Here is a 22,446-nt window from a genome sequence, read left to right as displayed (position 1 = left end):
AGCGGACGATGGATGCTTTCGTAACCAGGACGCCCTCCGTGCACAAACCCCAGTCCCTCGCATCCACATCCCCTGCCGCCGCGCGCTCCCATCTCGCCATGGCGGCCCTCGCCGCTCTTGCGCTTTCGGGCAATGCCGCTGCGCAATCCGAAGTCGCACCGTCCACGCAATCCACATCAACGGCGCCGCAATGGGGTCTGGGCATTGGCGTCGGGGTGTTTCAAAGCCCCTACCTGGGTGACGACAACAAAACGCGGGCGCTGCCTTTGCTGCACTACGAAAACACCTGGCTGCGCGTGGCGGGCACCGGTGCCGATCTCAAGCTGGGCCAATGGCCCGTGGGCGCCAGCAGTTCCATTGCACTGACTGGCCGCCTCAAATACGAGGGCATCGGCTACAAGGCGGACGATGCGCGCATCCTGGCGGGCATGGACGAGCGCAAGGGCGGTTTCTGGGCCGGGGGCACAGCCACCTGGATGCACCCCTTCGTGCGCGCCACCGCAGAATGGACCGCAGACGCATCGGGCCACAGCAAGGGGCAAAAGGCGATGCTGCAACTGGACCGGCGCTTCAGCGTTGGCCCACTGGGCATCACCCCACGGGTGCAAGCCCAGTGGCTCGACAAAAAATACGTGGACTACTACTTTGGCGTGAAGGCGAGCGAAGCCCAGCCCAACCGCCCCCAATACACCGGCAAGGCCGCCACGGCGCTGGAACTGGGTTTGCGGCTGGACTACCCTATCCAGCCCAAGCAAACCATCTTCCTGGACATCAGCAGCACCCAGTTGCCTGACGAAATCAAACGCAGTCCCATCGTGGGCCGATCAAGCCTGTCGCGGGCCACCATCGGCTACCTGTACCGTTTCTGAGATGCGGCACCTGGGCCCGTTTGTGTGCACGCTGGAAGCGCCCGCGCCCCAGGCTCTCCAAAGGGTGCATGCGCATGCCCTGCAAAGCCATCCGGGCATAGCAAGGCGGCTGCACAGCCCCCAGGCCCATCACCGTGCGCGGCTGGACGCGCTCTTCGAGCGCACCGTGCTGGCCTTTCGCCAAGCCATGGTGGTGGCGCTGGACACCGAGCCACCGGGCGCCGCTCGGCACCTGAGGGCCTACCTGCGCTGCCTTTGCGACAAAGCACTGCACCGACCGAGGGGGCAGCTTACGGCCGCAGCATTGATGGCACATGGGCGCTACCAGGCCATCTGGGCCGATTTCATCGGCGAGGCCTGCGCCTATGATGCTTGCGATGCGCTGCTTTCGCTCCATTGCAGAGCGGCGGCACAAACCCTGTGGATGCAGCAGGCCCTGCAGCGCCACGCCAACCCCCAACGCATTGCCCAGATGAAAGACCACCTGCTGGCGCTGACCGAGCGTCCCCAGCACACGCTTGCACATTGGCCCCATGAACCGCATTGCACTCATTGAAGACCACAGCAGGCTGGCCGATTTGGTACGCCAAGCCTTGGGCAATGCGGGCATTGAAACCGACGTATTTCATGCCATGGAGCCAGCCTGGCTGGCTTTGCGAGACATTACCTACGGCGTGGTGGTCATCGACAGAGGCTTGCCAGACGGCGATGGCCTGCACCTGGTCAAGCGCCTGCGCGCGGCCGGTCGCCCCACGCCCTGTTTGATGCTGACAGCCCGCGATGCGCTGCATGACCGCATCGAAGGCCTGGACTCGGGCGCAGACGACTACCTCACCAAGCCCTTTCCAATGGAAGAGCTGGTGGCCCGGGTGCGTGCACTGCTGCGGCGCCCAGCCCAGGTGCAAGAGTTTGCGCCTGCCCACGGTGATGTCCAGATCAGCCCAGAACACGGCCACATGGTTTGCGCAGGCACCGCCGTGCCTCTGCCCGCCACCGAGCTGCAAATCATGCTGTGCCTGGCCCGCAAAGCGGGGCAAACCGTCAAACGGTCCACTCTGGAGACAGCAGCTTGGGGCCTGACAGAGGCCGTCACGCCCAACGCGCTGGACGTGGCGCTGCACAGGCTGCGCCGCAAACTGGCCACAGCGGGCTCGTGCATGCAGATCGTCAACCTCCGCACCCAAGGCTATGCCCTGCGTGAAGCTTCAGTGGCCTCGTAGCCTGCGCACCCGCCTGCTGGCGGTCTACAGCATTGGCATGCTGACCAGCGCCCTGCTGGTCGGGTTGATGGTCTTTTTCCTGGCAGAGCCCTTTAACCGCTACATGCTGCAATATGGCGCGGAGCACTTTGCACAAGGCCTGGCCAAACGGACTCAGTTTGCCGCCGACGGCACGCCCATGGGGTTCGATGAGGAAAAAATCGACAAGTGGCTATTCACCAGCTTCAAAGAGGATGTGTTCGTTCGCATCACCACCGCCGATGGCCAGGTGGTCTTCTCGCCCACCGGCGAAGAAGCCACGGCCCTGGCACCGGCAGGCACTGCGTTTGACCCGCAGCTCAAACGGTTTGAGTTGCAGCGGGAGGGCGTGCCAATGCATGCGGCCACCACACCCATCGAACATCGCGGCGCCACCTGGTATGTCCAGTTTGCCGCCAGCGACCGATTGGTTCTCAAAATGCGCCACTCGTTTGGCACCCCGGCATTGCAGCAGGGCATTCTGGCCACCTGCCTGACCTTCCTGGCGGTCTTTCTGATCGCCACGCACCTGACGCTGCAACGCATGCTGCACCCGCTGCGCGCTGCGTCCATCGAAGCCCAGAACATCTCCCCTCAAACACTCGACGCACGCCTGCAAGCACGCGACCTGCCTGACGAGTTGACACCACTGGTCGAAGCCTTCAACCGCGCACTGGACCGATTGCAAGCGGGCTTTCGCACGCAGCAGGAATTCCTGGCCAATGCGGCCCATGAACTGAAGACCCCACTGGCCCTCATCCGCGCGCAAATCGAAATGGTGCCCCCCACCCAGCGCAACCCCTTCTTGCTTCAGGACGTGGACCGGATGGCCCGCCAGGTGCAGCAACTGCTGCTGCTGGCCGAGGCCAGTGAGCCCCGCAACTACCGCATGGAAGAGGTGTCAGCCCAAGCCGCCCTCGCCGAGGTCTGCGACTACATGGCCCGCGTTGCCGAACGCAGTGGGGTGCACATCACCCACAGCGCGAACACCGGCACGCAAGGGCACCAAGCCCCACTGTGCTGGCAGGCAGACCGCGGAGCACTGTTCACCTTGCTCAAGAACCTGCTCGAAAACGCCATCCAGCACAGCCCACCGGGGGGCACCGTCACGGTACTGGCGGACCCGGCGGGCTTTCGCGTCACAGACCAAGGCCCAGGGGTGGCCCCCGCAGACTTGGGCAAACTGTTTGAGCGCTTTTGGCGTGGCCCCACGCGGCGCGACGAAGGCGCGGGCCTGGGCCTGTCCATCTGCCAGGAAATAGCCCGTGCCCACCAGTGGCAGATCATGGCGCGCCCCTCCCAGCCGGGCCTGGAGGTGCACGTTCAATTCCAGCCCAGTGACCCGCCCCAGGAAATCCGCAACGAAGCTTGATTTGCCTCGTGCAGCAGGGCCATGGGTAACCACGCCCACCGCCCCCGGTCAACCGAGACGGGCAATCCCTGCGCCAAAAATCAGGGGTTGTTGGAAATAACCGACACCACAAAAAATCCAGGCCATTACCGTCACGTCCCATGCAAAAGCTTTGGGACATTTCCCCCCCCGTTCACACAGGCAGCCCGGTGTTTCCGGGCGATACGCCTTACAGCCAGCAGTGGTGCGCCACCATGGGCCCGGGCTGCCCGGTCAATGTCAGCGCCATCACACTGTCGCCCCATGTGGGCGCGCATGCCGATGCGCCGCTGCACTACGACGAAGGCGGCGCCAGCATCGGGGCCGTGGCGCTGGATGCGTTTCTGGGCCCGTGCCGTGTGATCCATGCCATGGGTTGCGGTCCGCTGATTGAGTGGCAGCACATTGCCCACGCCATCAACCCTGCCCTCCCCACGCTGCCCGCCCGCGTGCTGGTGCGCACCTACGCCCAAGCCCCTGCGCAGTGGGACGGCCAGCTAACCGCCTATGCGCCCGCCACCATCGAGCGGCTGGCCGACCTGGGTGTGCAGTTGGTGGGCATCGACACCGCCAGCATCGACACCGCCGACAGCAAGACGCTCGACAGCCACCAGGTCATCCGCCGACGCGGCCTGCGCGTGCTGGAGAACCTGGTGCTGGACGACGTGCCCGAGGGTGACTACGAGCTGATTGCCCTGCCATTGAAGCTGACCACCGCCGATGCCTCGCCCGTGCGGGCTGTGCTTCGGTCATTGCCATGACCCCCCTGCCGCGTCGCGTCATCCCTCCAGGGGACGCCCCCTGGCCTAGGCCACGCGCTGTATGGGAAGGCATCGCCTTTCACCCTATAGAGATTTCAAACGATTTTGGCCTCTAGCGCTCATCAATCAAGCGCAAGCAGCTATCGAAAAAGAAGCAAAACCCGAGTTAAAGACCATGACCCTCACCCTGCAAGACTGCCGCACCCGCGACGCCCAAGACCCCCTGCGCTCTTTGCGCGACCACTTTGCCCTGCCCCCGGGCGTGATCTACCTGGACGGCAATTCGCTGGGCGTGCTGCCCAAGGCCGCGCCCGCCCGCATTGCCGATGTGGTGCAGCGCGAATGGGGCACCGACCTGATCAAATCCTGGAACACCGCCAGCTGGTTTGACCTGCCCCAGCGCCTGGGCAACCAACTGGCCCCGCTGATTGGCGCAGGCCAGGATGAAGTGGTGTGCACCGACAGCACCTCGATCAACCTGTTCAAGGTGCTGAGCGCAGCGCTGAACATTGCCCGCGAAGACAGCCCTGCGCGCAAGCGCATCGTGAGCGAGCGCAGCAACTTCCCCACCGACCTCTACATTGCCGAAGGCCTGTGCAAGGAGCGCGGGCTGGAGCTGGTGCTGGTGGAGCCTGAAGAGATTACCGCCTCGCTCACCGCCGACGTGGCCGTGCTGATGCTGACGCACGTGAACTACCGCACCGGCGCCATGCACAACATGGCCGCCATCACTGCCGCCGCGCACGCCCAGGGCATCTTGTGCGTGTGGGATCTGGCGCACAGCGCGGGCGCCGTGCCGGTGGACTTGAACGGTGCGGGCGCTGATTTTTCGATTGGCTGTGGCTACAAATATTTGAACGGTGGCCCTGGCGCGCCCGCCTTTGTGTGGGTGCACCCGCGCCATGCCAACCGGTTCTGGCAACCCTTGTCGGGCTGGTGGGGCCATGCATCGCCCTTCCAGTTCACGCCCGACTACCAGCCCGCCCCCGGCATCACCCGCTACCTGTGCGGCACGCAGCCCATGATCAGCCTGTCGGCCCTACAGTGCGGGCTGGATGTGTTCACCGCTGCGCAAAGCCTGGGCGGCATGGCCGCGCTGCGCACCAAGTCGCTGGCGCTCACCGATTTGTTCATCCAGTTGGTGGAAGAGCGCTGTGCAGGCCACGGCCTGGGCTTGGCCACCCCACGCGAACATGCCCAGCGCGGCTCGCAGGTGTGCCTGACGCGTGACGAAGGCGCAGGCGTGAACGGCCAGGGCAGCGGTGCCTACGCCATCGTGCAGGCGCTGATTGCGCGTGGCGTGATTGGCGACTTCCGCAAAGGCGACGGCGGTAAAGGCCCGCACAAAGACATCCTGCGCTTTGGTTTGACGCCGCTGTACATCGGCTTTGAAGACGTATGGAACGCGGTGGAGCACCTGCGCCTGACGCTGGAAAGCGGCGAGTGGCAAAAGCCCGAGTTCAACCAGACCCACGCGGTGACCTGAGCCAGCGCGAACCAGGAGACCACACCATGTGCCCTTTCTCTCAAACCCCTGCACCCGCCAGCGAAGCACCGAGCGCTGCCCTGCCCGAATCCATCGTGCACGAAGAGCGCGCCCAGCTCGACTTCAGCCAAAGCATGAGCTATGGCGACTACCTGCAGCTGGACGCGATCCTCACCGCGCAAAAGCCGCTGTCGCCCGCGCACGACGAGATGCTGTTCATCGTGCAGCACCAGACCAGCGAGCTGTGGATGAAGCTCATGCTGCACGAGCTGCGTGCGGCCATCGGCCACATTGCCCGCGACGAGCTGCCGCCCGCCTTCAAGATGCTGGCGCGTGTGAGCAAAATCATGGAGCAGCTGGTGCACGCGTGGGACGTGCTGGCCACGATGACGCCGCCCGAGTACAGCGCCATGCGCCCGTACCTGGGCCAGTCCAGCGGATTCCAGAGCTACCAGTACCGCAGCATTGAATTTTCGATGGGCAACAAGAACCGCGCCATGCTCAAGCCCCACGAGCACCGCGCTGACCTTCTGGCCCAGGTGCAGGCCGCCTACGAAGCGCCCTCGCTGTACGACGAGGCCCTGCGGTTGATGGCGCGGCGTGGCATTGCCGTGCCCACCAGCCACACCGAACGCGACTGGACACAGCCCTACGCCGAAAGCGATGCGGTGGAGCAAGCCTGGCTGACCGTGTACCGCAACCCCGAGCAGCACTGGGACCTGTACCAGTTGGGCGAGGAACTGACCGATCTGGAAGATGCCTTTCGCCTGTGGCGCTTTCGCCATGTGACGACGGTGGAGCGGGTGATCGGCTTCAAGCGCGGCACCGGCGGCACGGGCGGGGTGAGCTACCTGCGCAAGATGCTGGACGTGGTGCTGTTCCCTGAGATCTGGCACCTGCGCACCAACCTGTAGGCAGCAGACCCTCAGGATTTGCTCTCTCTCCCCAGCCCTCTCCCGCAAGGGCAGAGGGAGTGAGAGCCATCCGAGACAGATACCGTTTCAAGCCAAAAGAGCTGCCAGCGCTTGTAAATCAAGCGCTGGCAGCTCTTTTTTTCATAGCATCGCAATGCCCCTGCGGTCATACCCTCCCGCAGGGGCGGGCCTGTCAGGGCAGGCTCAGGTACTCGCCCTCGCGCACGCTCACGCGCTGCTCGCGGCCGCCCATGGTGTAGGTCACCCACAGCACCTTGGGCACATTGGGGGCCGGGTCATAGCCCGCCAGTTCGTTGCCGACACGGGTGCTCAGGCGGTCGCCCTGGGCCATGGAGCGCAGGCGCTCGGTCAGGTTCACCATCTGGCCGCCAGCGCCATACACGGCATTGAGGATGACCAGTTGGTTGCGCGGCTGGTTGTTGCCATATCCGCCTTGGTTGCCACCTTGGTATCCGCCCTGGTTGCCACCGCCCTGCCAGCCGCCGTTCCAGCCTTCATTGCCCCAGTTGCCACCGCCCCAGCCCGTGAAGCGGGCGCCATCGATGGTGCTGCCTTCGGGGTATTCGAACATGCGCTCTTGGCCACCACGGGTGCGCACATAAATGCGCAGGGTCTTGCTGCGGCCCCGGTGGGGGTCTACGCCAAAGGTGTCGTTGGTCAGCGCAATGGCGCGGTCGTCGCGTGCCAGGTCGCGCAGGCGGCGGGTCACGTCCACGTGGTGCTCCGAGGTGCCATACAGAGCCTGCAGGATGCGGAACTCGCCGTCATCGCGGCCATCGTTGCCCTGGCCACCACCCTGGTTGCCATGCCAGCCGCCGTTGTGCCCGCCCTGGCCCCAGTTGCCGCCCGTCCAGCCCGTGAACTGGGTGCCGTCCACAATGCTGTCTTCGCGGTATTCAAAGGTGCGGGTGGCGCCGTTGGGGCCACGGGCGTAAATGCGCAGCACCTTGACGCGGCCCCGGTCAGGGTCGGTACCAAACGTGTCGTTGTGGACGCGAATGGGCTGGTCCATCCCAGCCAGTTGCCGCAGCCGCTCGGTCACGTCCACGTTGCGCTCGGCCGTGCCGTAGCGGGCACTCAGCACCTGATAGGCGCCACTGTCGCCCCCGCGCTGGGCAGCCGCTGGGGCCAGCAACCCAAAGAACAACAATAAAGCGGCCCAAAAGCCGTACAAGGGGTTGCGAAGCAACATGAAAACCTCCTGAGGTGTTGGAATCATCGCGGCAGCGATATTGATTTTGTGAGGATGGGGAGCCAAAGCAAACAGCTCCAGGGCGCCTCCCTCTAACGGGCGCCGGGGCTGCCCGTTGACCGCGCAAACCCGGGGGCGATTATCGGTGCGGAAAAATGCCGCTCCAACGCTTTTTGGTGCACGCAGCGCGGCGTGGGTGGCGCCCCCAAGGACCGCAAATAGGCGCAGAGTGGGCGATGCAAGGCTGCGGGCGGTTGCCGCACGCCTGGCCCGCTGGCGCTAAGAACCTGTTCAAAGCCATCGCGGCGGCACCCGAGAGACAGGTGCCGGCCACACCAAGCGTTACGCTTGTTGCCATGGCTACTCCACCCAACCCACCCAGCGCGCCGCCCTTCACCCGTCCTTTGGCGCTGCAGCCCCGGCAGGCCTGGGCCATGTTGCTGGCACTGGTGAGCGGTTTTGCGCTGAGCCAGGCGTTTCGCACCATCACCGCCATCATGGCCACGGGCTTGCAGGCCGAGTTTGCGCTGTCGGCCCAGGCCCTGGGCGTGTTTGCCGGCGCGTTTGCCTTTGCGTTTGGGGCCATGCAGCTTTTCATGGGCATTGGCATTGACCTGTACGGCGTGCGGCGCACGCTGCTGGTGGCGTTTCCGCTGGCGATTGCGGGCGCGGCGCTGTCGGCACTGGCCCCCAGCTATGGGGCGGTGCTGCTGGGGCAGGTGTTGATCGGGGTGGGCTGCGCACCCGCGTTTTTGGTGTGCACGGTGTTCATCGCCCGCTACTTTGCACCGTCGCAGTTTGCAGCCGTATCTGGCGTGGCCATGGGGGTGGGCGGGCTGGGCATGCTGTTCACCGGCACACCGTTGGCGTGGCTGGTGCAGCAATCGTCTTGGCGCATGGGGTTTGGGGTGCTTGCCGCGCTGGCGGCACTGGCCTGGGGGTTGATTTACTGGAAGGTGCGCGAGCCCGCAACGCAGGCGCAACACAGCTTGCCGCGCGAATCGGTGCTGCAGGCGGTGCGCGGCTTTGGCGCACTCTTTCTGCTGCCGCACACGGCGGGCATTTTGCTGCTGGCGCTGATGACCTATGCGGCCATGCTGTCGCTGCGCGGGCTGTGGCTGGGGCCGTTGCTGATCGAGCGGCACGGCTTCAGCCTGGTGGCCAGCGGCCATGTGGCCACGGTGATGTCGTTGGTGTCGCTGTTCAGCCCGGCCTTTTTTGGTCGGCTGGACCCGGGCCCCGGCGCCCGCAGGCGCTGGCTGACGGGCTACACCGTGCTGATGGCCGCGCTGTTTGCCGCCATGGGCGGGTGGCCGCTGGCGTGGCTGGATGTGGCCGGGCCGATTGCGGTGGGGCTGCTGTCGGGCTACATGGTGCTGCAGTACGCCGATGTGCGGTCGGCCTACCCGGCGGCCATGACAGGGCGCGCCATGTCGGTCTTCACCATGGCGTTATTTTTTGGGGTGGCACTGATGCAGTGGGCCACAGGCGCAGCCGCCTCGGCCGCCAAAGCCCAGGGGGCCGACCCCTATGGGGTGGTGATGTTCACCATTGCGGGCATGCTGGCCGTGGGGGCGGCGGCTTTTCGCGGGTTGCCTCGCCCGCCCGGAGCTTGAAAAAATTCATTCAAAAATAGGCTCTAGCGCTTATTGATTAAGCGCTAGAAGCTACATATTTAATAGCAAAAAGCTGTCAACGACTGGCATCACCCACATCGCCCCGGTACAGCCAGGGCACATCCAGCACCCGTTCGCCCAGCAGTTTGAGCGACCAGTCGCGCCCCCAGCGCACCAGGCCGGTGGCGTGAAAGATGCGCCCGTTGCGCGTGGAGCGGGCTTGCACCCGTGCGTTGCGCTGCCAGCGGTTGACGGCGTAGCGGCGCAGGCGCAGCGGCACGTCCAGGTCGTGCATGGACAAGGCGCTCTCGAGCTGGGCGGCGTCTTCAATCGCCATGCCTGCACCCTGCGCCAAGTAGGGGCGCATGGGGTGGGCGGCGTCGCCCAGCAGTGCCACCAGGCCCTGGGCCATCTCGTCGGGGTTGCGCACAGGGGGCCGGTCGCACAGGGGCCACAGGCGCCAGCCGCTGCCTGCGGCCTCTACGCTGTGCACGGCGTGCTGCAGTGCGGTGCTGGTGCCGTGCAGGGCATCTTCCAGGTCGCGGGCGTTGGCGTCGTGGTCCCAGGTTTCCAGGTTGGCGGGTGCGGGGCCTTGCACGATGACCACCAGGTTTTGCAGCTCGCCCCGGCGCACGGGGTACTGCACCATGTGCAGGCGCGGGCCCAGCCAGGCGGTGACCTGGCGCGTGCGCAACGAGGGTGGCAGCGCGCTTTGCGGCACCAGGGCGCGGTAGGCCAGGTGCCCCGTCACCCGGGGGCTTTGGTAGCCCAGCAGCTGGGTGCGGGTGCGGCTCCACAGGCCGTCGGCGCCAATGAGGGCGTCACCCTCGATCTCTTTGCCCTGGCTGGTGCGCACCGTCACCACGGTCTCGGCCCCTGGCACGCTTTGGGCGGTGGTGCTGGCGTCCACAAAGGATTCGATGGCCAGGCCCTGGTGCAGTTGCGCATCGGTGTAGCGCTGCACGCCCTCGTGCAGCAGGGCATGCAGGTCGGCGCGGTGGATGGTGGCGTAGGCTGCTCCGTAGCGCTGCACCGCCGTGCGGCCCAGCGCCAGCGTGCCCAGCTCTTGCCCGCTGAGGGCGCTGCGCACCTGCAGTTTGTCGGGGAAGGCCGCGACTTGCTGCAAGGCCTTTTGCAGGCCCCAGGCCTGCAGGCAGCGCACCACGTTGGGCCCCAGTTGCACGCCTGCGCCCACCTCTGAGAACGCCGCCACGCGCTCGTACATGCGCACGTCCCACCCTGCGCGCGACGCGGCCAGCGCCGCAGCCATGCCGCCAATGCCGCCTCCGGCAATCAATACCTGCTTTTTCATCCGCGCATTGTCGGGCCTGCGGGGGTGCCTGGGGCCTACGGAAGCCCTGCCCCAGATCAAGTTTTACGCTTCGACGCCCGCGGGCACGAGCGCGGCCTCCAACACCGCCACAGGCATGGGGCGGCCAAACAGATAGCCTTGAAACGCCGGGCAGCCGTGCTGTTTGAGGAATTCAAGCTGGCCCTGCGTCTCCACCCCTTCGGCCACCACGCCCAAATCCAGGCTGTTGGCCAGCGCCAAGATCGTGCGCACGATGGCCGCGTCGTTGGGGTCGGTGAGCACGTCGCGCACAAAGCCCTGGTCGATCTTGAGCTGGTCCAGCGGCAGGCGCTTGAGGTAGCTCAGCGACGAGTAGCCCGTGCCAAAGTCGTCTAGCGAGAAGCCCACGCCCCGCTCGCGCAGCTGCTGCATGCGGGCGATCACGTCCTCCACATCGGCCAGCAGCAGGCTCTCGGTCAGCTCCAGCTTCAAGCGCTCGGGGTTCGCGCCGGTCTGCTGCAGCACCTGCAGCAGTTGCTCCACAAAATCGGCCTGCCGAAACTGCCGCACGCTCACGTTGACCGACAGGAACAGCGCCCGCGTGAGCCGTGTGCGCGACCAGGCCACCAGTTGCTGGCAGGCCGCCTCCAGCACCCACTGGCCCAGCGGCAGGATCAGCCCGGTCTGCTCTGCCATGCCGATGAACTCGGCCGGGGCCACCACACCGCGCTGTGGGTGGTACCAGCGCACCAGGGCCTCGGCCCCCTGCAGTTGGCCGCTGCAGTCCACCACCGGCTGAAAGTACAGCCGCATCTCCTGCTGCTGCAGGCCCCGGCGCAGATCGGCCTCCAGCGCTGAGCGGGCGCGGGCGGCGGCCTGCATCTCGGGGTCGAAAAAACGCTGGGTGTTGCGGCCAGCGGCCTTGGCCTGGTACATGGCCAGGTCGGCATGTTTGAGCAACTCGTCCACCGAGCAGGGCTGGTGCGGGCCAAACAGCGCAATGCCAATGCTGGGCGTGCTGTGGTAGCTTGTGTCGCCCAAAGGCCCCATGGAGTAGGGCTTGCCCAGCGTGGTGATGATGTAGCTGGCCACCAAGGCCGCTTCGGCACTGGCCTGAGCGGCCTCCGTGCTCAAATCTTCCACCAGCACCACAAACTCGTCGCCCCCAAAACGCGCCACGGTGTCGGTGGCGCGCACGCAGCCTTGCAGGCGCTGCGCCACCTGCACCAGCAGCTCGTCGCCCTGGTCATGGCCCTGGGTGTCGTTCAGGTCCTTGAAGTTGTCCAAGTCAATGAACAGCAAGGCGCCGTGCACAGGCCGCCGCGCCACGGTCTTGAGCGCACGCTGCATCCGGTCTACCAGCAGCCTGCGGTTGGGCAGGCCGGTCAGGGCGTCGTAAAACGCCAGGCGCTCAATCTGGCTTTCCACGCCCTTGCGCTCGGTGATGTCGCGGCCCACGCCGCGATAGCCCCGCAGAGCGCCCTGCCCGTCCAGCAAGGGCACGCCGCTCACGCTGATCCAGTGCAAGGTGCCGTCAGGGCGCCTGCGCTGCAGTTCCAGGTCGCGAAAGGGCTGTTTGGATACCAGCACGGCACGGTGGGTAGCCCAGTCGGCCTCGTTCATGTTCAGCGCGCCCAGCTCCCAGCGGGTGCGGCCCAGCACGTCTGCCTGGGTGATGCCGTTGATGCTCAAGTCGCCCGCCAGTTGCACAAAGCACCCTCGGGCATCGGTCTCCCAATACCAGTCTGACGACAGATCGCTGAGCGAGCGAAAGCGCGCCTCGCTCTCGCGCAGCTCGGCCTCCACGCGCACATAGTCGCTCACATCGGCAAAGGTGCGGACCAGGCCGCCATCGTCCACCGCCGTGGTACGCACTTCCAGCGTGCGGCCATCGCGGGTGGCGCGCCAGTACAGGGCGGGCGATGCCGCGACAGCCCCCTGGGCCACGTACGCCTGCCCGCGCGCATCCACCAGCGAATAGCCTTCGCCAAAATCACCGCGCTGCGCCTGCACCTGCGTCACCTGCGCCAGCGTGGGCTGGGTGGTCATGAGCGATTCGGGAAGGTCCAACAACTCCAGCACGCGCTGGTTGTAGATGTGCACACGGCCGTCGGGCCCGGTCTTGAAGATGCCTTGGCTCATGCGCCCCAGCGTGGCCTGCAGCGCCAGCCGCTGCCGCTGCAATTGCCCCAGGGCCTGGGGCTGCTCTGGCCCCTGAGGCACTACGGGCTGCTGCAACAGCGCGGCCAGCCGCTGCAGCAGCTCAGGCAGATGCGCATGGGCCGCCGCGCCATCCGCGTCCAGAGGCACCTGCGCGCGCAGCACATAGTCGCCCAACCCACAGCGAAAGCCCCGCGCAGCCAGCGCCTCTTGCGCCGGGGCCACACACAGCAGCACGGGGTGCCCGGCGCACAGCGCCAGCGGCCCGGCCACATCGGTGGCCGTGGGCGGCAGGCACAGCACCACAGCCCGCCACGCCTGCGAGGCCAACGCCCCCGCGGCATCGGCTGCACAGGTGCCATGCACGACCCGGCAATCGGGCAACGTGGTGGCCAGCAGCGCCTGGGCTGCCTGCGCGTGTGCCACATCCTCGTCAATCCAGAGCACCGCTGCGGTCATGCACGCGCCCCGGGTGGTGGGGGTTGCGTGGGCTGTGCGCCCTCAGGGTGGCTCAGGTCATGGTCGCGCTCAAACACGTCCACGGGCACAGGCCTGCCAAACAGATACCCCTGGAACCCCTCGCACCCATGCAGCCTCAAGAACCCCAGCTGCCCCGCCGTCTCCACCCCCTCGGCCACCACCTCCAGGTCCAGGCTCTTGGCCAGCGCCAGGATCGTCCTCACAATCGCCGCGTCGTTCGGGTCGCTCAGCACGTCCCGCACAAAGCTCTGGTCTATCTTCACCTGGTCCAGCGGCAGCCGCTTGAGGTAGCTCAAGCTCGAGTACCCCGTGCCAAAGTCGTCCAGCGCAAAGCCCACCCCTTCTTTCTTGAGTTGCTCCATGCGCTCTATCGTGTCTTCGATGTCTCCCAGCAGCAGGCTTTCCGTGAGTTCGAGTTTGAGTCGGTGCGGGTCGGCCTGGCAGTCTTTCAAGGTGCCCAGCACTTGGGCCACGAAGCCTGCTTGTCTGAATTGCCGGGCGCTGACGTTCACCGACAGGGTCAGGTGCGCTGTGGCCGGGTTTTGCGCCCAGGCGGCCAGTTGGCTGCAGGCGGTGTGCAGTACGGTTTGCCCCAGTGGCAGGATCAGGCCGGTTTGCTCTGCCAGGGGGATGAAGTCTGCCGGGCTGATCATGCCGCGCTGGGGGTGGCGCCAGCGTGCCAGGGCTTCTGCCCCCACGAGTTTGCCGTCGTGGTCCACCACGGGTTGGTAGTGCACCATGAGTTCGCCCCGTGCCAGGCCTTGGCGCAGGTCGGCTTCCAGGTTGGAGCGGGCGTTCACCGCCGCTTGCATGTCGGGGTCAAAGAAGCGTTGGGTGTTGCGTCCTGCGGCTTTGGCCTGGTACATGGCCAGGTCTGCGCGTTTGAGCAGTTCATCGACCGTCAGGCGTTGTTCTCCGTACAGGGTGATGCCGATGCTGGGGGTGCTGTAGTGTTGGCCTCCGTCCAGCGCGAAGGGTTCGTTCAGGCTGGCCAGAAGTTTGTCGGCGACGATTTCTGCCTGGCTGGCGGCTTCGTGCAGGTCGGCGCTGAGGTTTTCCAGCATGACGACGAATTCGTCGCCCCCAAAGCGTGAGACGGTGTCGGCTTCGCGCACGCTGCCCACCAGGCGGGCGGCCACTTGCGACAAAAGCTGGTCGCCCATGTCGTGGCCCAGGGTGTCGTTCAAGTCTTTGAAGTTATCGAGGTCGATGAACAGCAGCGCCCCTTGGGCTTTGGTGCGCTGGCCTGCGGCGATGGAGCGTTGCAGCCGGTCCAGCAGCAGGCGCCGGTTGGGCAGGCCTGTCAGGGCGTCGTAGAACGCCAGCCTTTCGATCTCTTGCTCTGCTCGCTTGCGGTCTGTGATGTCGCGGCACACCCCCAGCACACCAGTCACGCGGCCTTGCGAATCGCGGATGGGGGTTTTGATGGTTTCAAACTGGCCCTGGTAGCCGTCTTCGGCAAAGGTCAAAGTCTCCTCGTACACCACTGGCTGCCAGGCCGCAATGGCCCGGCGGTCCATGGCCCGGAACCTCTGGGCGTCGGCCTCGGGCACAAAATCCAGGTCGGTCAGGCCCAGGAGGTCCCGCTCCGGGCGGCCCGCAAACCGCTCAAACACTGGATTGCAGGCCAGGTACGCACCCTCCACGTCTTTCAGGAACACCATGTCGGGCATGGCGTTGACCACGCTGGCCAGGTGGGTCTTTTGCTCAGCCAGCTCCAGCTCGATGCGCTTGACGTCCGTCAATTCATAGGCAAACAGCACCACCGCAGGGGGCGACTGGCCCTCGGCCGATTCGGCCACGATGGTGGTGCGCCAGTATTGGGTGCCCCTCTCGGAGTCCGACCGGTGCTCAAACACCACGGTCTGCCCGGTAAACGCCTGCTCAATCGGCCCACGCAAACGCGCCATGAGCCAGGGCGAAATCACCTCGGGCAGGCGCTGCCCCTCCAGGGCCTGCACCGGCTGCTGCAGCCAGTCGGCCTGCTGCGCGTTCATGTAGAGCACACGCAGGTCGCGGTCGATGCGCGCCACGCCGCCGGGCACCCGCCGCAGCACGTCGGCCATCTGCGCCTCGTGCGCATGGGCCGCCACCTCGGCCTGGCGCTCGGCGGTGATGTCGCTTTGCACCCCGTCCCAGATCACCCGGCCGCCCTCCAGCGCACGCGGCGAGGCGCTCAGCCGCATCCAGCGCAACTCACCGTCCGGGCGACGCATGCGCACCACCACTTCCATCGATGCCATGGCGTGAAACGATTCGCGGCGCGCGGCCACCAGCGCCTGCAGGTCTTCGGGCACGATCTGTTGGTGCAGCACCTCCATGTCGCTGAGCACCTGCGCCGCCGTCACGCCATTGAGCCGCTCAATCGCATCCCCCATGTGCACAAAACGGGTGGTGCCATCGGCCTCGCGCACGATCTGGTAGAGCACGCTGTGGGGCAGGTTGCGCCCCAGCAGCTGCAGCCTCAACTCACTGTCGCGCAGCCGCTCTTGCGCCTCGCGCACCTGCACATAAGGGCGACGGATGCCCGCAATGAAAACGCCCTGGAACAGCAGCGCATAGGCCAGCACCCGAAAGCCGTGGGCCAGCGGGTTGCCCCAAGTGGAGTGCTGGCCTTGCATGCCGCCCCCCAAGCCCACCACCAGCTCACCACACATGAAAGCGCCCGCAGCCCAGGCCATGAACCGCTCACGCCCCTGCACCGCTGTGCCCCGGTAAAGCCACACGGCCGTGGCCCCCAACGCCACCACCAGGACCAGCCCCAGGGGCTTGCGCAGCCCTGTGTGCGCAAACCAGGTGGGCACGCCCACCGAAGCCAGCCACAGCATGCCAAACGCCCACAGGCCCGCGGCCGCCGCCCAGGCACGGGGCTGCCCCGGCAAGGAGTAACGTGCCGCCACCAAGGTGAGCGCGGCCCACTCTGCCAGGCGCGCCCAGGTGCTCATCCACAGCGACACATCGGCCGAGCCCGCTGCCAGATGCCCTTCGGGCGAGTGGGCCACGGCACCATGCAGAAAATTGCACACCGCGGCCAGACCAAACCCCACCACCAGCACGTTAGAGCGGCCCTGCTCGCGCGGGTCCAGCACGTTCAAGGAGACCGAAACCACCAGCAGCCCCAGCAGCACCGAGGCCAGCTCCATCAAGGGCTCAACCCCGTGCAGGGCATGCCCCTCGCCCCCCAGCAGCACGGACAGGGGCGGCAGCAACAGCACCAGGGCGGCCACCACCAGCACCACCGTCACAGCGGGTGAATCTGAGGCAAAGGCGCCTGCAAGAGAGCGGCGAGAAAGAAAACGCATAGGGCAGGGGCCGATTCGAAAACGTGAGCCACAACAAGCATTTGGAATTTGGAGCCCGCACCGCAAGGCGCCCGTGCAGGCCCGCACACCACACCACCTTGAAAGCCCCAACCGCACACGCAGCAGCTGCGCACATTCCCGACCCCATCGGTGAACCTCCTCCACCACACGGGTCGGGGCGCTACCGCAGCAGCCTGCGCAAAAGAGGCTCTGCACAGCTTTGAGTGTATCTAGGCGTTAACGCCTGTCCATCCACTCTTCCCCGCCGTTGCGGCGCGGGTACGCCGCCAACGCCAAGCCGTTGGCGCACCCCCTGCCCCCCGGCGGGCCCACCTCAAGGCTGCAGCAGTTGTCGCAACACAAAAGGCAGGATGCCGCCCGCCTGGTAGTAATCCACCTCAATGGGGGTGTCGATGCGCAAGGTCACCATCACCTCCTGGTGGGTGCCATCGCCACGGTGGATCACCAGCTTGGCATCGCTTTGCGGCGTGAGCGCGGGGTCTGGCACCACATCGATGACTTCGCTGCCCACGAGGCCCAGCGTCTCCCACGACTGCCCGGCCTTGAACTGCAGTGGCAGCACGCCCATGCCCACCAGGTTGGAGCGGTGAATGCGCTCAAAGCTGCGTGCCACCACGGCCTTGATGCCCAGCAGCTGCGTGCCCTTGGCCGCCCAGTCGCGGCTGGAGCCGGTGCCGTATTCCTCGCCCGCAAAGATCACGGTGGGGGTCTTTTGCGCCATGTACTGCATGGCGGCGTCGAAGATGAACATCTTCTCGCCTTGCAGCGGCCCCTCGTTCTGGAACACGGTCACGCCGCCCTCTTCGCGCGAGCCATCGGCCGTGGGTGGAATCATCAGGTTCTTGATGCGCACGTTGGCAAAGGTGCCGCGCACCATCACATCGTGGTTGCCCCGGCGCGCGCCGTAGCTGTTGAAGTCCGCCTTTTGCACACCGTGCTGCAGCAGCCACTGGCCGGCGGGCGAGCTTTCCTTGATGGAGCCTGCGGGCGAAATGTGGTCGGTGGTGATGGAGTCGCCAAACAGCGCCATGACGCGGGCGCCCAGCACCGAGGGAAGTTTGGCATTATTTTGGCCTCCAGCGCTTGATTCATAAGCGCCAGCAGCTCCTTTTTCAATAGCAAATTGGGCAAAGAACGGTGGCTCGGCAATGTAGGTGCTGGCGGGCCAGGTGTAGGCGTTGCCACCCACGCCCTTGATCTTTTCCCACAGCTTGCCGGGGTCGGACGCCACCTTGGCGTAGTTCTCGCGGAAGGTCTTCCCGTTCATGGCGAACTTCAGCAGCGCGTGGATTTCGTCGCTGGTCGGCCAAATGTCTCCCAGGTAAATGTCTTTGCCTCCCTTGCCCTGGCCCACCGGCTCGGTCATCAGGTCCTTGAGCACCGTGCCCGCGATGGCATAGGCCACCACCAGCGGCGGGCTGGCCAAAAAATTGGCCTTGAGGTTGGGGTGAATGCGCGCCTCGAAATTGCGGTTGCCCGAGAGCACCGCCGCGCAGACCAGGTCGTTACTGGTGATGGCCTCGTTCAGCTCGGGCGTGAGGTCACCCGCATTGCCGATGCAGGTGGTGCAGCCGTAGCCCGCCAGCGCAAAGCCCAGCTTTTCCAGGTAAGGCAGCAGGCCGGTCTGCGTGAGGTATTCGGTGACGATGCGCGAGCCAGGGGCCAGTGAAGTCTTGATGTGCGGCTGCACCTTGAGCCCCGCTTCCACTGCCTTCTTGGCCAGCAGACCGGCAGCCAGCAGCACGCTGGGGTTGCTGGTGTTGGTGCAACTGGTAATGGCAGCAATCAACACGTCACCATTGCCCACGGTGGGGTCCGCCCCCTTGGTGGGCATGGCGGCTGCGGCATCAGCGTGGGCCGTGGCCAACGCGGGCTTGTTGCCTTCCATCTCGGCCACCGAACGCGGCGCGCCTGCGGGCGCGGGTTGGTCCTTAGGCGCGGCCTCCTGCACCACGTCCTGGCCCCGGTGGATATGGTGGCGGGTGTGCAGCAACTCGGCCGGGCGGTTAAAGCCATTTTGTGCATTGGGCTTGCTGAACAGATCCGCAAACTGGCGGCTGACCTGGCCCAGCTCGATGCGGTCCTGCGGGCGCTTGGGGCCTGCCAGGCTGGGGGTGACGCTGCCGAGGTCGAGTTTGACAACCTGCGAATAGTCCACCTCGCCCGCCAGCGGCACACCGAACAGGCCCTGGGCCTTGAAGTAGGCCTCAAAGGCTTCGATCTCGGCCTTGGTGCGGCCCGTGCCCTGGAAGTAGTCAATCGTTTTTTCATCGACCGGGAAGAATCCCATGGTGGCGCCGTACTCGGGTGCCATGTTGCCAATGGTGGCCCGGTCGGGCAACGCCAGGGTGCGGGTGCCCTCACCAAAAAACTCGACGAACTTGCCCACCACCTTGTGCTGGCGCAGCAGCTCGGTCACGGTGAGCACCAGGTCGGTGGCCGTCACGCCTTCGCGCAGCTGGCCAGTCATCTCAAAGCCCACCACATCGGGGGTGAGGAAGTACACCGGCTGGCCCAGCATGGCGGCCTCGGCCTCGATGCCGCCCACGCCCCAGCCCACCACGCCAATGCCGTTGATCATGGTGGTGTGGCTGTCGGTGCCAACCAGGGTGTCGGGGTAGTAGACGCCATCTTTGCGCTTGTGCACGCCGCGCGCCAGGTATTCGAGGTTGACCTGGTGCACGATGCCGAAGCCCGGGGGCACCACGCCAAAGGTGTCAAAGGCCTGCATGCCCCACTTCATGAACTCGTAGCGCTCGCGGTTGCGCTGGAACTCCAGCTTCATGTTCAGATCGAGCGAATTCTTCTTGCCGTAGTGGTCGACCATGATCGAGTGGTCCACCACCAGGTCCACCGGCACCAGGGGCTCGATCTTCTTGGGGTTCTTGCCCAGCTTGGCGGCCACGCTGCGCATGGCGGCCAGATCGGCCAGCAAAGGCACACCGGTGAAGTCCTGCAGCACCACGCGCGAGACGACGAAAGGGATCTCGTCCTTGCGCTCGGCCTGGGGCGCCCAGTGGGCCAGCTCCTTGACATGCTCGGCCGTGACCTTGCGGCCATCGCAGTTGCGCAGCACCGATTCGAGCACGATGCGGATCGACACGGGCAGGCGGCGGATCTGCGGGAACTGCTTGGCCAGCGCGGGCAGGGAATAGAACTGCCCCTCTTTGCCAGACGCTGTCTGAAAGCGCTGGAGGGTGTAGGAAAACGCGTGGTGCGCGGGGGCAGACGGCAAGGCTGTGGCTGGCTTGGGCGATGAGGCCATGGCGAACTCCTGTGAAGACAACGGGGGAGAAACCGGTTCAAAGAGCGTGGGCCCCTCCCGCCCGGTCATTTGCCGCAAGCACCAAGGCACTGGTGGCACGACCGGACGGCAAAGGCGCGGGCGTCAAAACCCGTTAACGGTCTTTTCGAGGGCACGAAAGGTCATCCACTGGTTCTGGGGGCGCTGCTTCCATTCTGGCACCCTCAGGCTAGGATGCAATCGTGGGGACATCCAGCGGCAGCCGCTATGGCGAGGGGACGCCGCGAGGTAGGCCGCCAAGGCCACAAGGCCCGGGGCACGATGATTCACACACAGAACGCTGGGGCCATCGTGCGTGGCACGGAAACTTCGTTGGCGGGCATAACCAGGACACGTCTACGGATAACCCCAAGCGGGTTAACGACTTAAACCGCACACGCACAACCTTGCGGCACAAGAGAAGCCCGCCAAGCACCACCCCTTCTCACCCTGAACGCCCATCCCCCGGCAGGAAAAGCGCGCCGTACCTGTATTGCGCAGTTCTCTGGCCGCAATATGCCCACGCCCCAAACTGCCCCATCGCAATGCCACCCAAAGCCCTAACCGCATCTTTAACTTTGATTAGGAAAGGGGGTGATAGTGATGAAGCACACCGCAGGAGCCCCATTGTTTCCAAAACGTCAAAATGACACCAAAGTGTTTGCATGGAAAACCGCCGGGAACGATGCGGGGGTAAAACGCAGCCTACTTTTCCCCCCGATGGGCCCAAAACCCTGCTGCAATGGCTGGTGACAAAATCCTGGAAACCTGCATGCCAATGGAGCAGCCATAAAAAAAGCCCGCTAACGCGGGCTTTTTTTATATTGACCGTGAATGCCGGTCATTAAATGATGAATTGCTCACGGTTTTCGTTTTGAATCCACTTGGGCGCCTTGCCACGGCCTGTCCAGGTTTCACCGGTGGCGGGATTGCGGTACTTGGGAGCGACCTTGGTACCTGCGCTGGCGCTGCGTGCGCGGCCCGTGGGGAATACGTCTTGCGAAGTCAAACCAAATTCAGCCACCAAAGCACGGACCTGGTTCACAGCGTCGCTCAGTTCGCGTCGGCGGGCTTCGCTGATTTGTTGCTCCAGGGCTTCACGTTGCTTCAGCAGTTCTTTGTAAGTGGTCATGGTGCGTAATCAAAAGTAAGTAGGGCAGTTTCGCGATTATAAGAAAAAAATAGCGCCCAGTGCCCTTGAGCCCGGAAAATTGATGGAGTTCCGCAAGGAATTCAAATAACACCTTCAAAAAGACTGTATTTAGGGTCAGCGATTCAGCCCCCAGTGCCCACAGCCCCGTCCAACCCTCCCGGGGCATAGCCATGCCACCTCTTGCATGGAATGGGCCCATTCAGAATCTGGCCACGGTCTGGTCTGCCAATACCGACATCACCCACATCAGAAAATCCGTGTATCTCACCACACCGCCATTTCACCATTGCGGTGCAGGCTGCGCGGTATTGGCAGGAGAGCGCTCTACGAAGCTGACTTGGCGGAAAATCAGCGCGATACCCCTTTTTGGAACGACATGGCTATTTACTGCATCGGCGACATTCAAGGCTGCGACAGCGCATTGGGCAGGCTTTTGGACAGCATTGGTTTTTCACCCAGCCGCGACACCGTTTACCTGTTGGGCGACCTGGTCAACCGCGGCCCCGAATCAGCGGCCGTGCTGCGCCGCTGCGCCGCCCATGGCGACGCGCTGCGCGCGCTGCTCGGAAACCACGACCTGCACCTGCTGGCGGCCGCCCATGGCGCGCGCAAGCCCTCCAAGCGCGACACGCTCCACCACGTGCTGGACGCCCCAGACCGGGATGCACTACTGCAGTGGCTGCGCCACCAACCCCTGGCACGCCAGCACGAACATGCGGGCGAAACGCTGCTGATGGTGCACGCAGGCGTATTGCCGCAGTGGACGGCGCAAGACGCACTGGCTTTGGCCGATGAGGTGCATGCTGTATTGAAGGGCCCCGACCTGCCTGATTTTTTGCACCAGATGTACGGCAACCTGCCTGACCGCTGGAGCAGCGCCCTGGAAGGCACCGAGCGGCTGCGGGTGATCGTCAACGCCTTCACGCGCCTGCGCTTTTGCTCGCCAGAGGGGGTGATGGATTTTGAAAGCACCGAAAGCGCAGCCAGCGCCCCGGCAGGCTTGGTGCCATGGTTCGAAGCCCCAGGCCGCCGCACTGCAAACACGGTGATGGCCTTTGGCCATTGGTCCACGCTGGGCTGGTTGAACCGCCCTCACCTGCTGGGGCTGGACACAGGCTGCGTCTGGGGCGGCTGCCTCAGCGCTGTGCGGTTCGGCAGCACGCTGGCACAGCGCGAGTTGATCCAGGTGCATTGCGAACAAGCCCAGGCACCGGGCAATTGAGCAAACCGCCAGCGCTGTAGCCAGATCACTCAGACCACAGCGCTGAA

The 22,446-nt window shown here is 65.2% G+C and carries 15 protein-coding genes; 9 read left to right on the top strand and 6 right to left on the bottom strand.

Annotation, left to right across the window (positions count from 1 at the left end; translation table 11 throughout):
- Positions 1 to 38: 38 nt before the first annotated feature.
- From CLU86_RS03895 to kynA, 7 genes are all read left to right on the top strand, one after another.
- Complete coding sequence (locus CLU86_RS03895) at positions 39 to 869, top strand: MipA/OmpV family protein (RefSeq protein ID WP_158236302.1); 831 nt, start codon at positions 39 to 41, stop codon at positions 867 to 869.
- Position 870: 1 nt separating this feature from the next.
- Positions 871 to 1,425, top strand: a complete 555-nt coding sequence (locus CLU86_RS03890) for a hypothetical protein (protein ID WP_099740701.1) — start codon at positions 871 to 873, stop codon at positions 1,423 to 1,425.
- Positions 1,403 to 2,089: a response regulator transcription factor gene (locus CLU86_RS03885; protein ID WP_099740700.1), complete on the top strand. Its 687-nt coding sequence runs from the start codon at positions 1,403 to 1,405 to the stop codon at positions 2,087 to 2,089. Before CLU86_RS03890 ends, CLU86_RS03885 begins: the two co-directional genes overlap by 23 nt.
- The gene (locus CLU86_RS03880) at positions 2,058 to 3,479 is read left to right on the top strand and encodes an ATP-binding protein (protein ID WP_099740699.1); all 1,422 of its coding nucleotides are present in this window, start codon (positions 2,058 to 2,060) and stop codon (positions 3,477 to 3,479) included. The genes CLU86_RS03885 and CLU86_RS03880 overlap by 32 nt, the downstream gene beginning before the upstream one ends.
- A 140-nt stretch (positions 3,480 to 3,619) precedes the next feature.
- Positions 3,620 to 4,258: an arylformamidase gene (gene kynB, locus CLU86_RS03875; protein WP_099740698.1), complete on the top strand. Its 639-nt coding sequence runs from the start codon at positions 3,620 to 3,622 to the stop codon at positions 4,256 to 4,258.
- Positions 4,259 to 4,433: 175 nt separating this feature from the next.
- Positions 4,434 to 5,744, top strand: a complete 1,311-nt coding sequence (gene kynU / locus CLU86_RS03870) for a kynureninase (RefSeq protein WP_099740697.1) — start codon at positions 4,434 to 4,436, stop codon at positions 5,742 to 5,744.
- Positions 5,745 to 5,770: 26 nt separating this feature from the next.
- Complete coding sequence (kynA, locus tag CLU86_RS03865) at positions 5,771 to 6,658, top strand: tryptophan 2,3-dioxygenase (RefSeq protein WP_099740696.1); 888 nt, start codon at positions 5,771 to 5,773, stop codon at positions 6,656 to 6,658.
- Positions 6,659 to 6,851: 193 nt separating this feature from the next.
- On the opposite strand, the gene CLU86_RS03860 is transcribed toward kynA, so the two are convergent.
- Positions 6,852 to 7,871 (bottom strand): hypothetical protein, encoded by a 1,020-nt coding sequence (locus CLU86_RS03860; RefSeq protein WP_099740695.1) that lies wholly within the window; start codon positions 7,869 to 7,871, stop codon positions 6,852 to 6,854.
- 356 nt (positions 7,872 to 8,227) lie between these two features.
- Here CLU86_RS03860 and CLU86_RS03855 point away from each other — a divergent pair, with 356 nt between their 5' ends.
- Positions 8,228 to 9,487 carry an MFS transporter gene (locus CLU86_RS03855; RefSeq protein ID WP_099740694.1) on the top strand — a complete coding sequence of 420 codons (1,260 nt, stop codon included), beginning with the start codon at positions 8,228 to 8,230 and terminating at the stop codon, positions 9,485 to 9,487.
- Between the two features lie 76 nt (positions 9,488 to 9,563).
- Here CLU86_RS03855 and CLU86_RS03850 read toward each other — a convergent pair whose 3' ends face one another.
- From CLU86_RS03850 to CLU86_RS03830, 5 genes are all read right to left on the bottom strand, one after another.
- A complete protein-coding gene (locus CLU86_RS03850; RefSeq protein WP_099740693.1) occupies positions 9,564 to 10,799 on the bottom strand; it encodes an FAD-dependent monooxygenase in 1,236 nt (411 codons plus the stop codon).
- 63 nt (positions 10,800 to 10,862) lie between these two features.
- Positions 10,863 to 13,397, bottom strand: a complete 2,535-nt coding sequence (locus tag CLU86_RS03845) for a bifunctional diguanylate cyclase/phosphodiesterase (RefSeq protein WP_099740692.1) — start codon at positions 13,395 to 13,397, stop codon at positions 10,863 to 10,865.
- Positions 13,394 to 16,720, bottom strand: a complete 3,327-nt coding sequence (locus CLU86_RS03840) for an EAL domain-containing protein (protein ID WP_099740691.1) — start codon at positions 16,718 to 16,720, stop codon at positions 13,394 to 13,396. The genes CLU86_RS03845 and CLU86_RS03840 overlap by 4 nt, the downstream gene beginning before the upstream one ends.
- Before the next feature lie 334 nt (positions 16,721 to 17,054).
- Positions 17,055 to 20,006: an aconitate hydratase gene (locus CLU86_RS03835; protein ID WP_099743256.1), complete on the bottom strand. Its 2,952-nt coding sequence runs from the start codon at positions 20,004 to 20,006 to the stop codon at positions 17,055 to 17,057.
- Between the two features lie 862 nt (positions 20,007 to 20,868).
- Positions 20,869 to 21,156 (bottom strand): H-NS family nucleoid-associated regulatory protein, encoded by a 288-nt coding sequence (locus CLU86_RS03830; RefSeq protein ID WP_099654920.1) that lies wholly within the window; start codon positions 21,154 to 21,156, stop codon positions 20,869 to 20,871.
- Between the two features lie 397 nt (positions 21,157 to 21,553).
- On the opposite strand from CLU86_RS03830, the gene CLU86_RS03825 reads away from it, so the two are divergent.
- Positions 21,554 to 22,399: a symmetrical bis(5'-nucleosyl)-tetraphosphatase gene (locus tag CLU86_RS03825; protein ID WP_099740690.1), complete on the top strand. Its 846-nt coding sequence runs from the start codon at positions 21,554 to 21,556 to the stop codon at positions 22,397 to 22,399.
- Positions 22,400 to 22,446 lie beyond the last annotated feature (47 nt).

It is taken from the genome of Acidovorax sp. 62 (genome assembly GCF_002754495.1).
GTDB lineage: Bacteria > Pseudomonadota > Gammaproteobacteria > Burkholderiales > Burkholderiaceae_C > Acidovorax.
Note: the sequence above shows the minus strand (reverse complement) of the source record. Positions and strands in the feature narration are given on the sequence as shown.

Bases quoted from the DNA above. Each gene is read 5' to 3' on its own strand.
- kynA (WP_099740696.1), top strand. From the start codon at position 5,771: ATGTGCCCTTTCTCTCAAACCCCTGCACCCGCCAGCGAAGCACCGAGC.
- kynU (WP_099740697.1), top strand. From the start codon at position 4,434: ATGACCCTCACCCTGCAAGACTGCCGCACCCGCGACGCCCAAGACCCC.
- CLU86_RS03860 (WP_099740695.1), bottom strand. From the start codon at position 7,871: ATGTTGCTTCGCAACCCCTTGTACGGCTTTTGGGCCGCTTTATTGTTG.
- CLU86_RS03885 (WP_099740700.1), top strand. From the start codon at position 1,403: ATGAACCGCATTGCACTCATTGAAGACCACAGCAGGCTGGCCGATTTG.
- CLU86_RS03880 (WP_099740699.1), top strand. From the start codon at position 2,058: ATGCCCTGCGTGAAGCTTCAGTGGCCTCGTAGCCTGCGCACCCGCCTG.
- CLU86_RS03890 (WP_099740701.1), top strand. From the start codon at position 871: ATGCGGCACCTGGGCCCGTTTGTGTGCACGCTGGAAGCGCCCGCGCCC.
- CLU86_RS03835 (WP_099743256.1), bottom strand. From the start codon at position 20,006: ATGGCCTCATCGCCCAAGCCAGCCACAGCCTTGCCGTCTGCCCCCGCG.
- CLU86_RS03825 (WP_099740690.1), top strand. From the start codon at position 21,554: ATGGCTATTTACTGCATCGGCGACATTCAAGGCTGCGACAGCGCATTG.
- kynB (WP_099740698.1), top strand. From the start codon at position 3,620: ATGCAAAAGCTTTGGGACATTTCCCCCCCCGTTCACACAGGCAGCCCG.
- CLU86_RS03840 (WP_099740691.1), bottom strand. From the start codon at position 16,720: ATGCGTTTTCTTTCTCGCCGCTCTCTTGCAGGCGCCTTTGCCTCAGAT.
- CLU86_RS03855 (WP_099740694.1), top strand. From the start codon at position 8,228: ATGGCTACTCCACCCAACCCACCCAGCGCGCCGCCCTTCACCCGTCCT.
- CLU86_RS03850 (WP_099740693.1), bottom strand. From the start codon at position 10,799: ATGAAAAAGCAGGTATTGATTGCCGGAGGCGGCATTGGCGGCATGGCT.
- CLU86_RS03830 (WP_099654920.1), bottom strand. From the start codon at position 21,156: ATGACCACTTACAAAGAACTGCTGAAGCAACGTGAAGCCCTGGAGCAA.
- CLU86_RS03845 (WP_099740692.1), bottom strand. From the start codon at position 13,397: ATGACCGCAGCGGTGCTCTGGATTGACGAGGATGTGGCACACGCGCAG.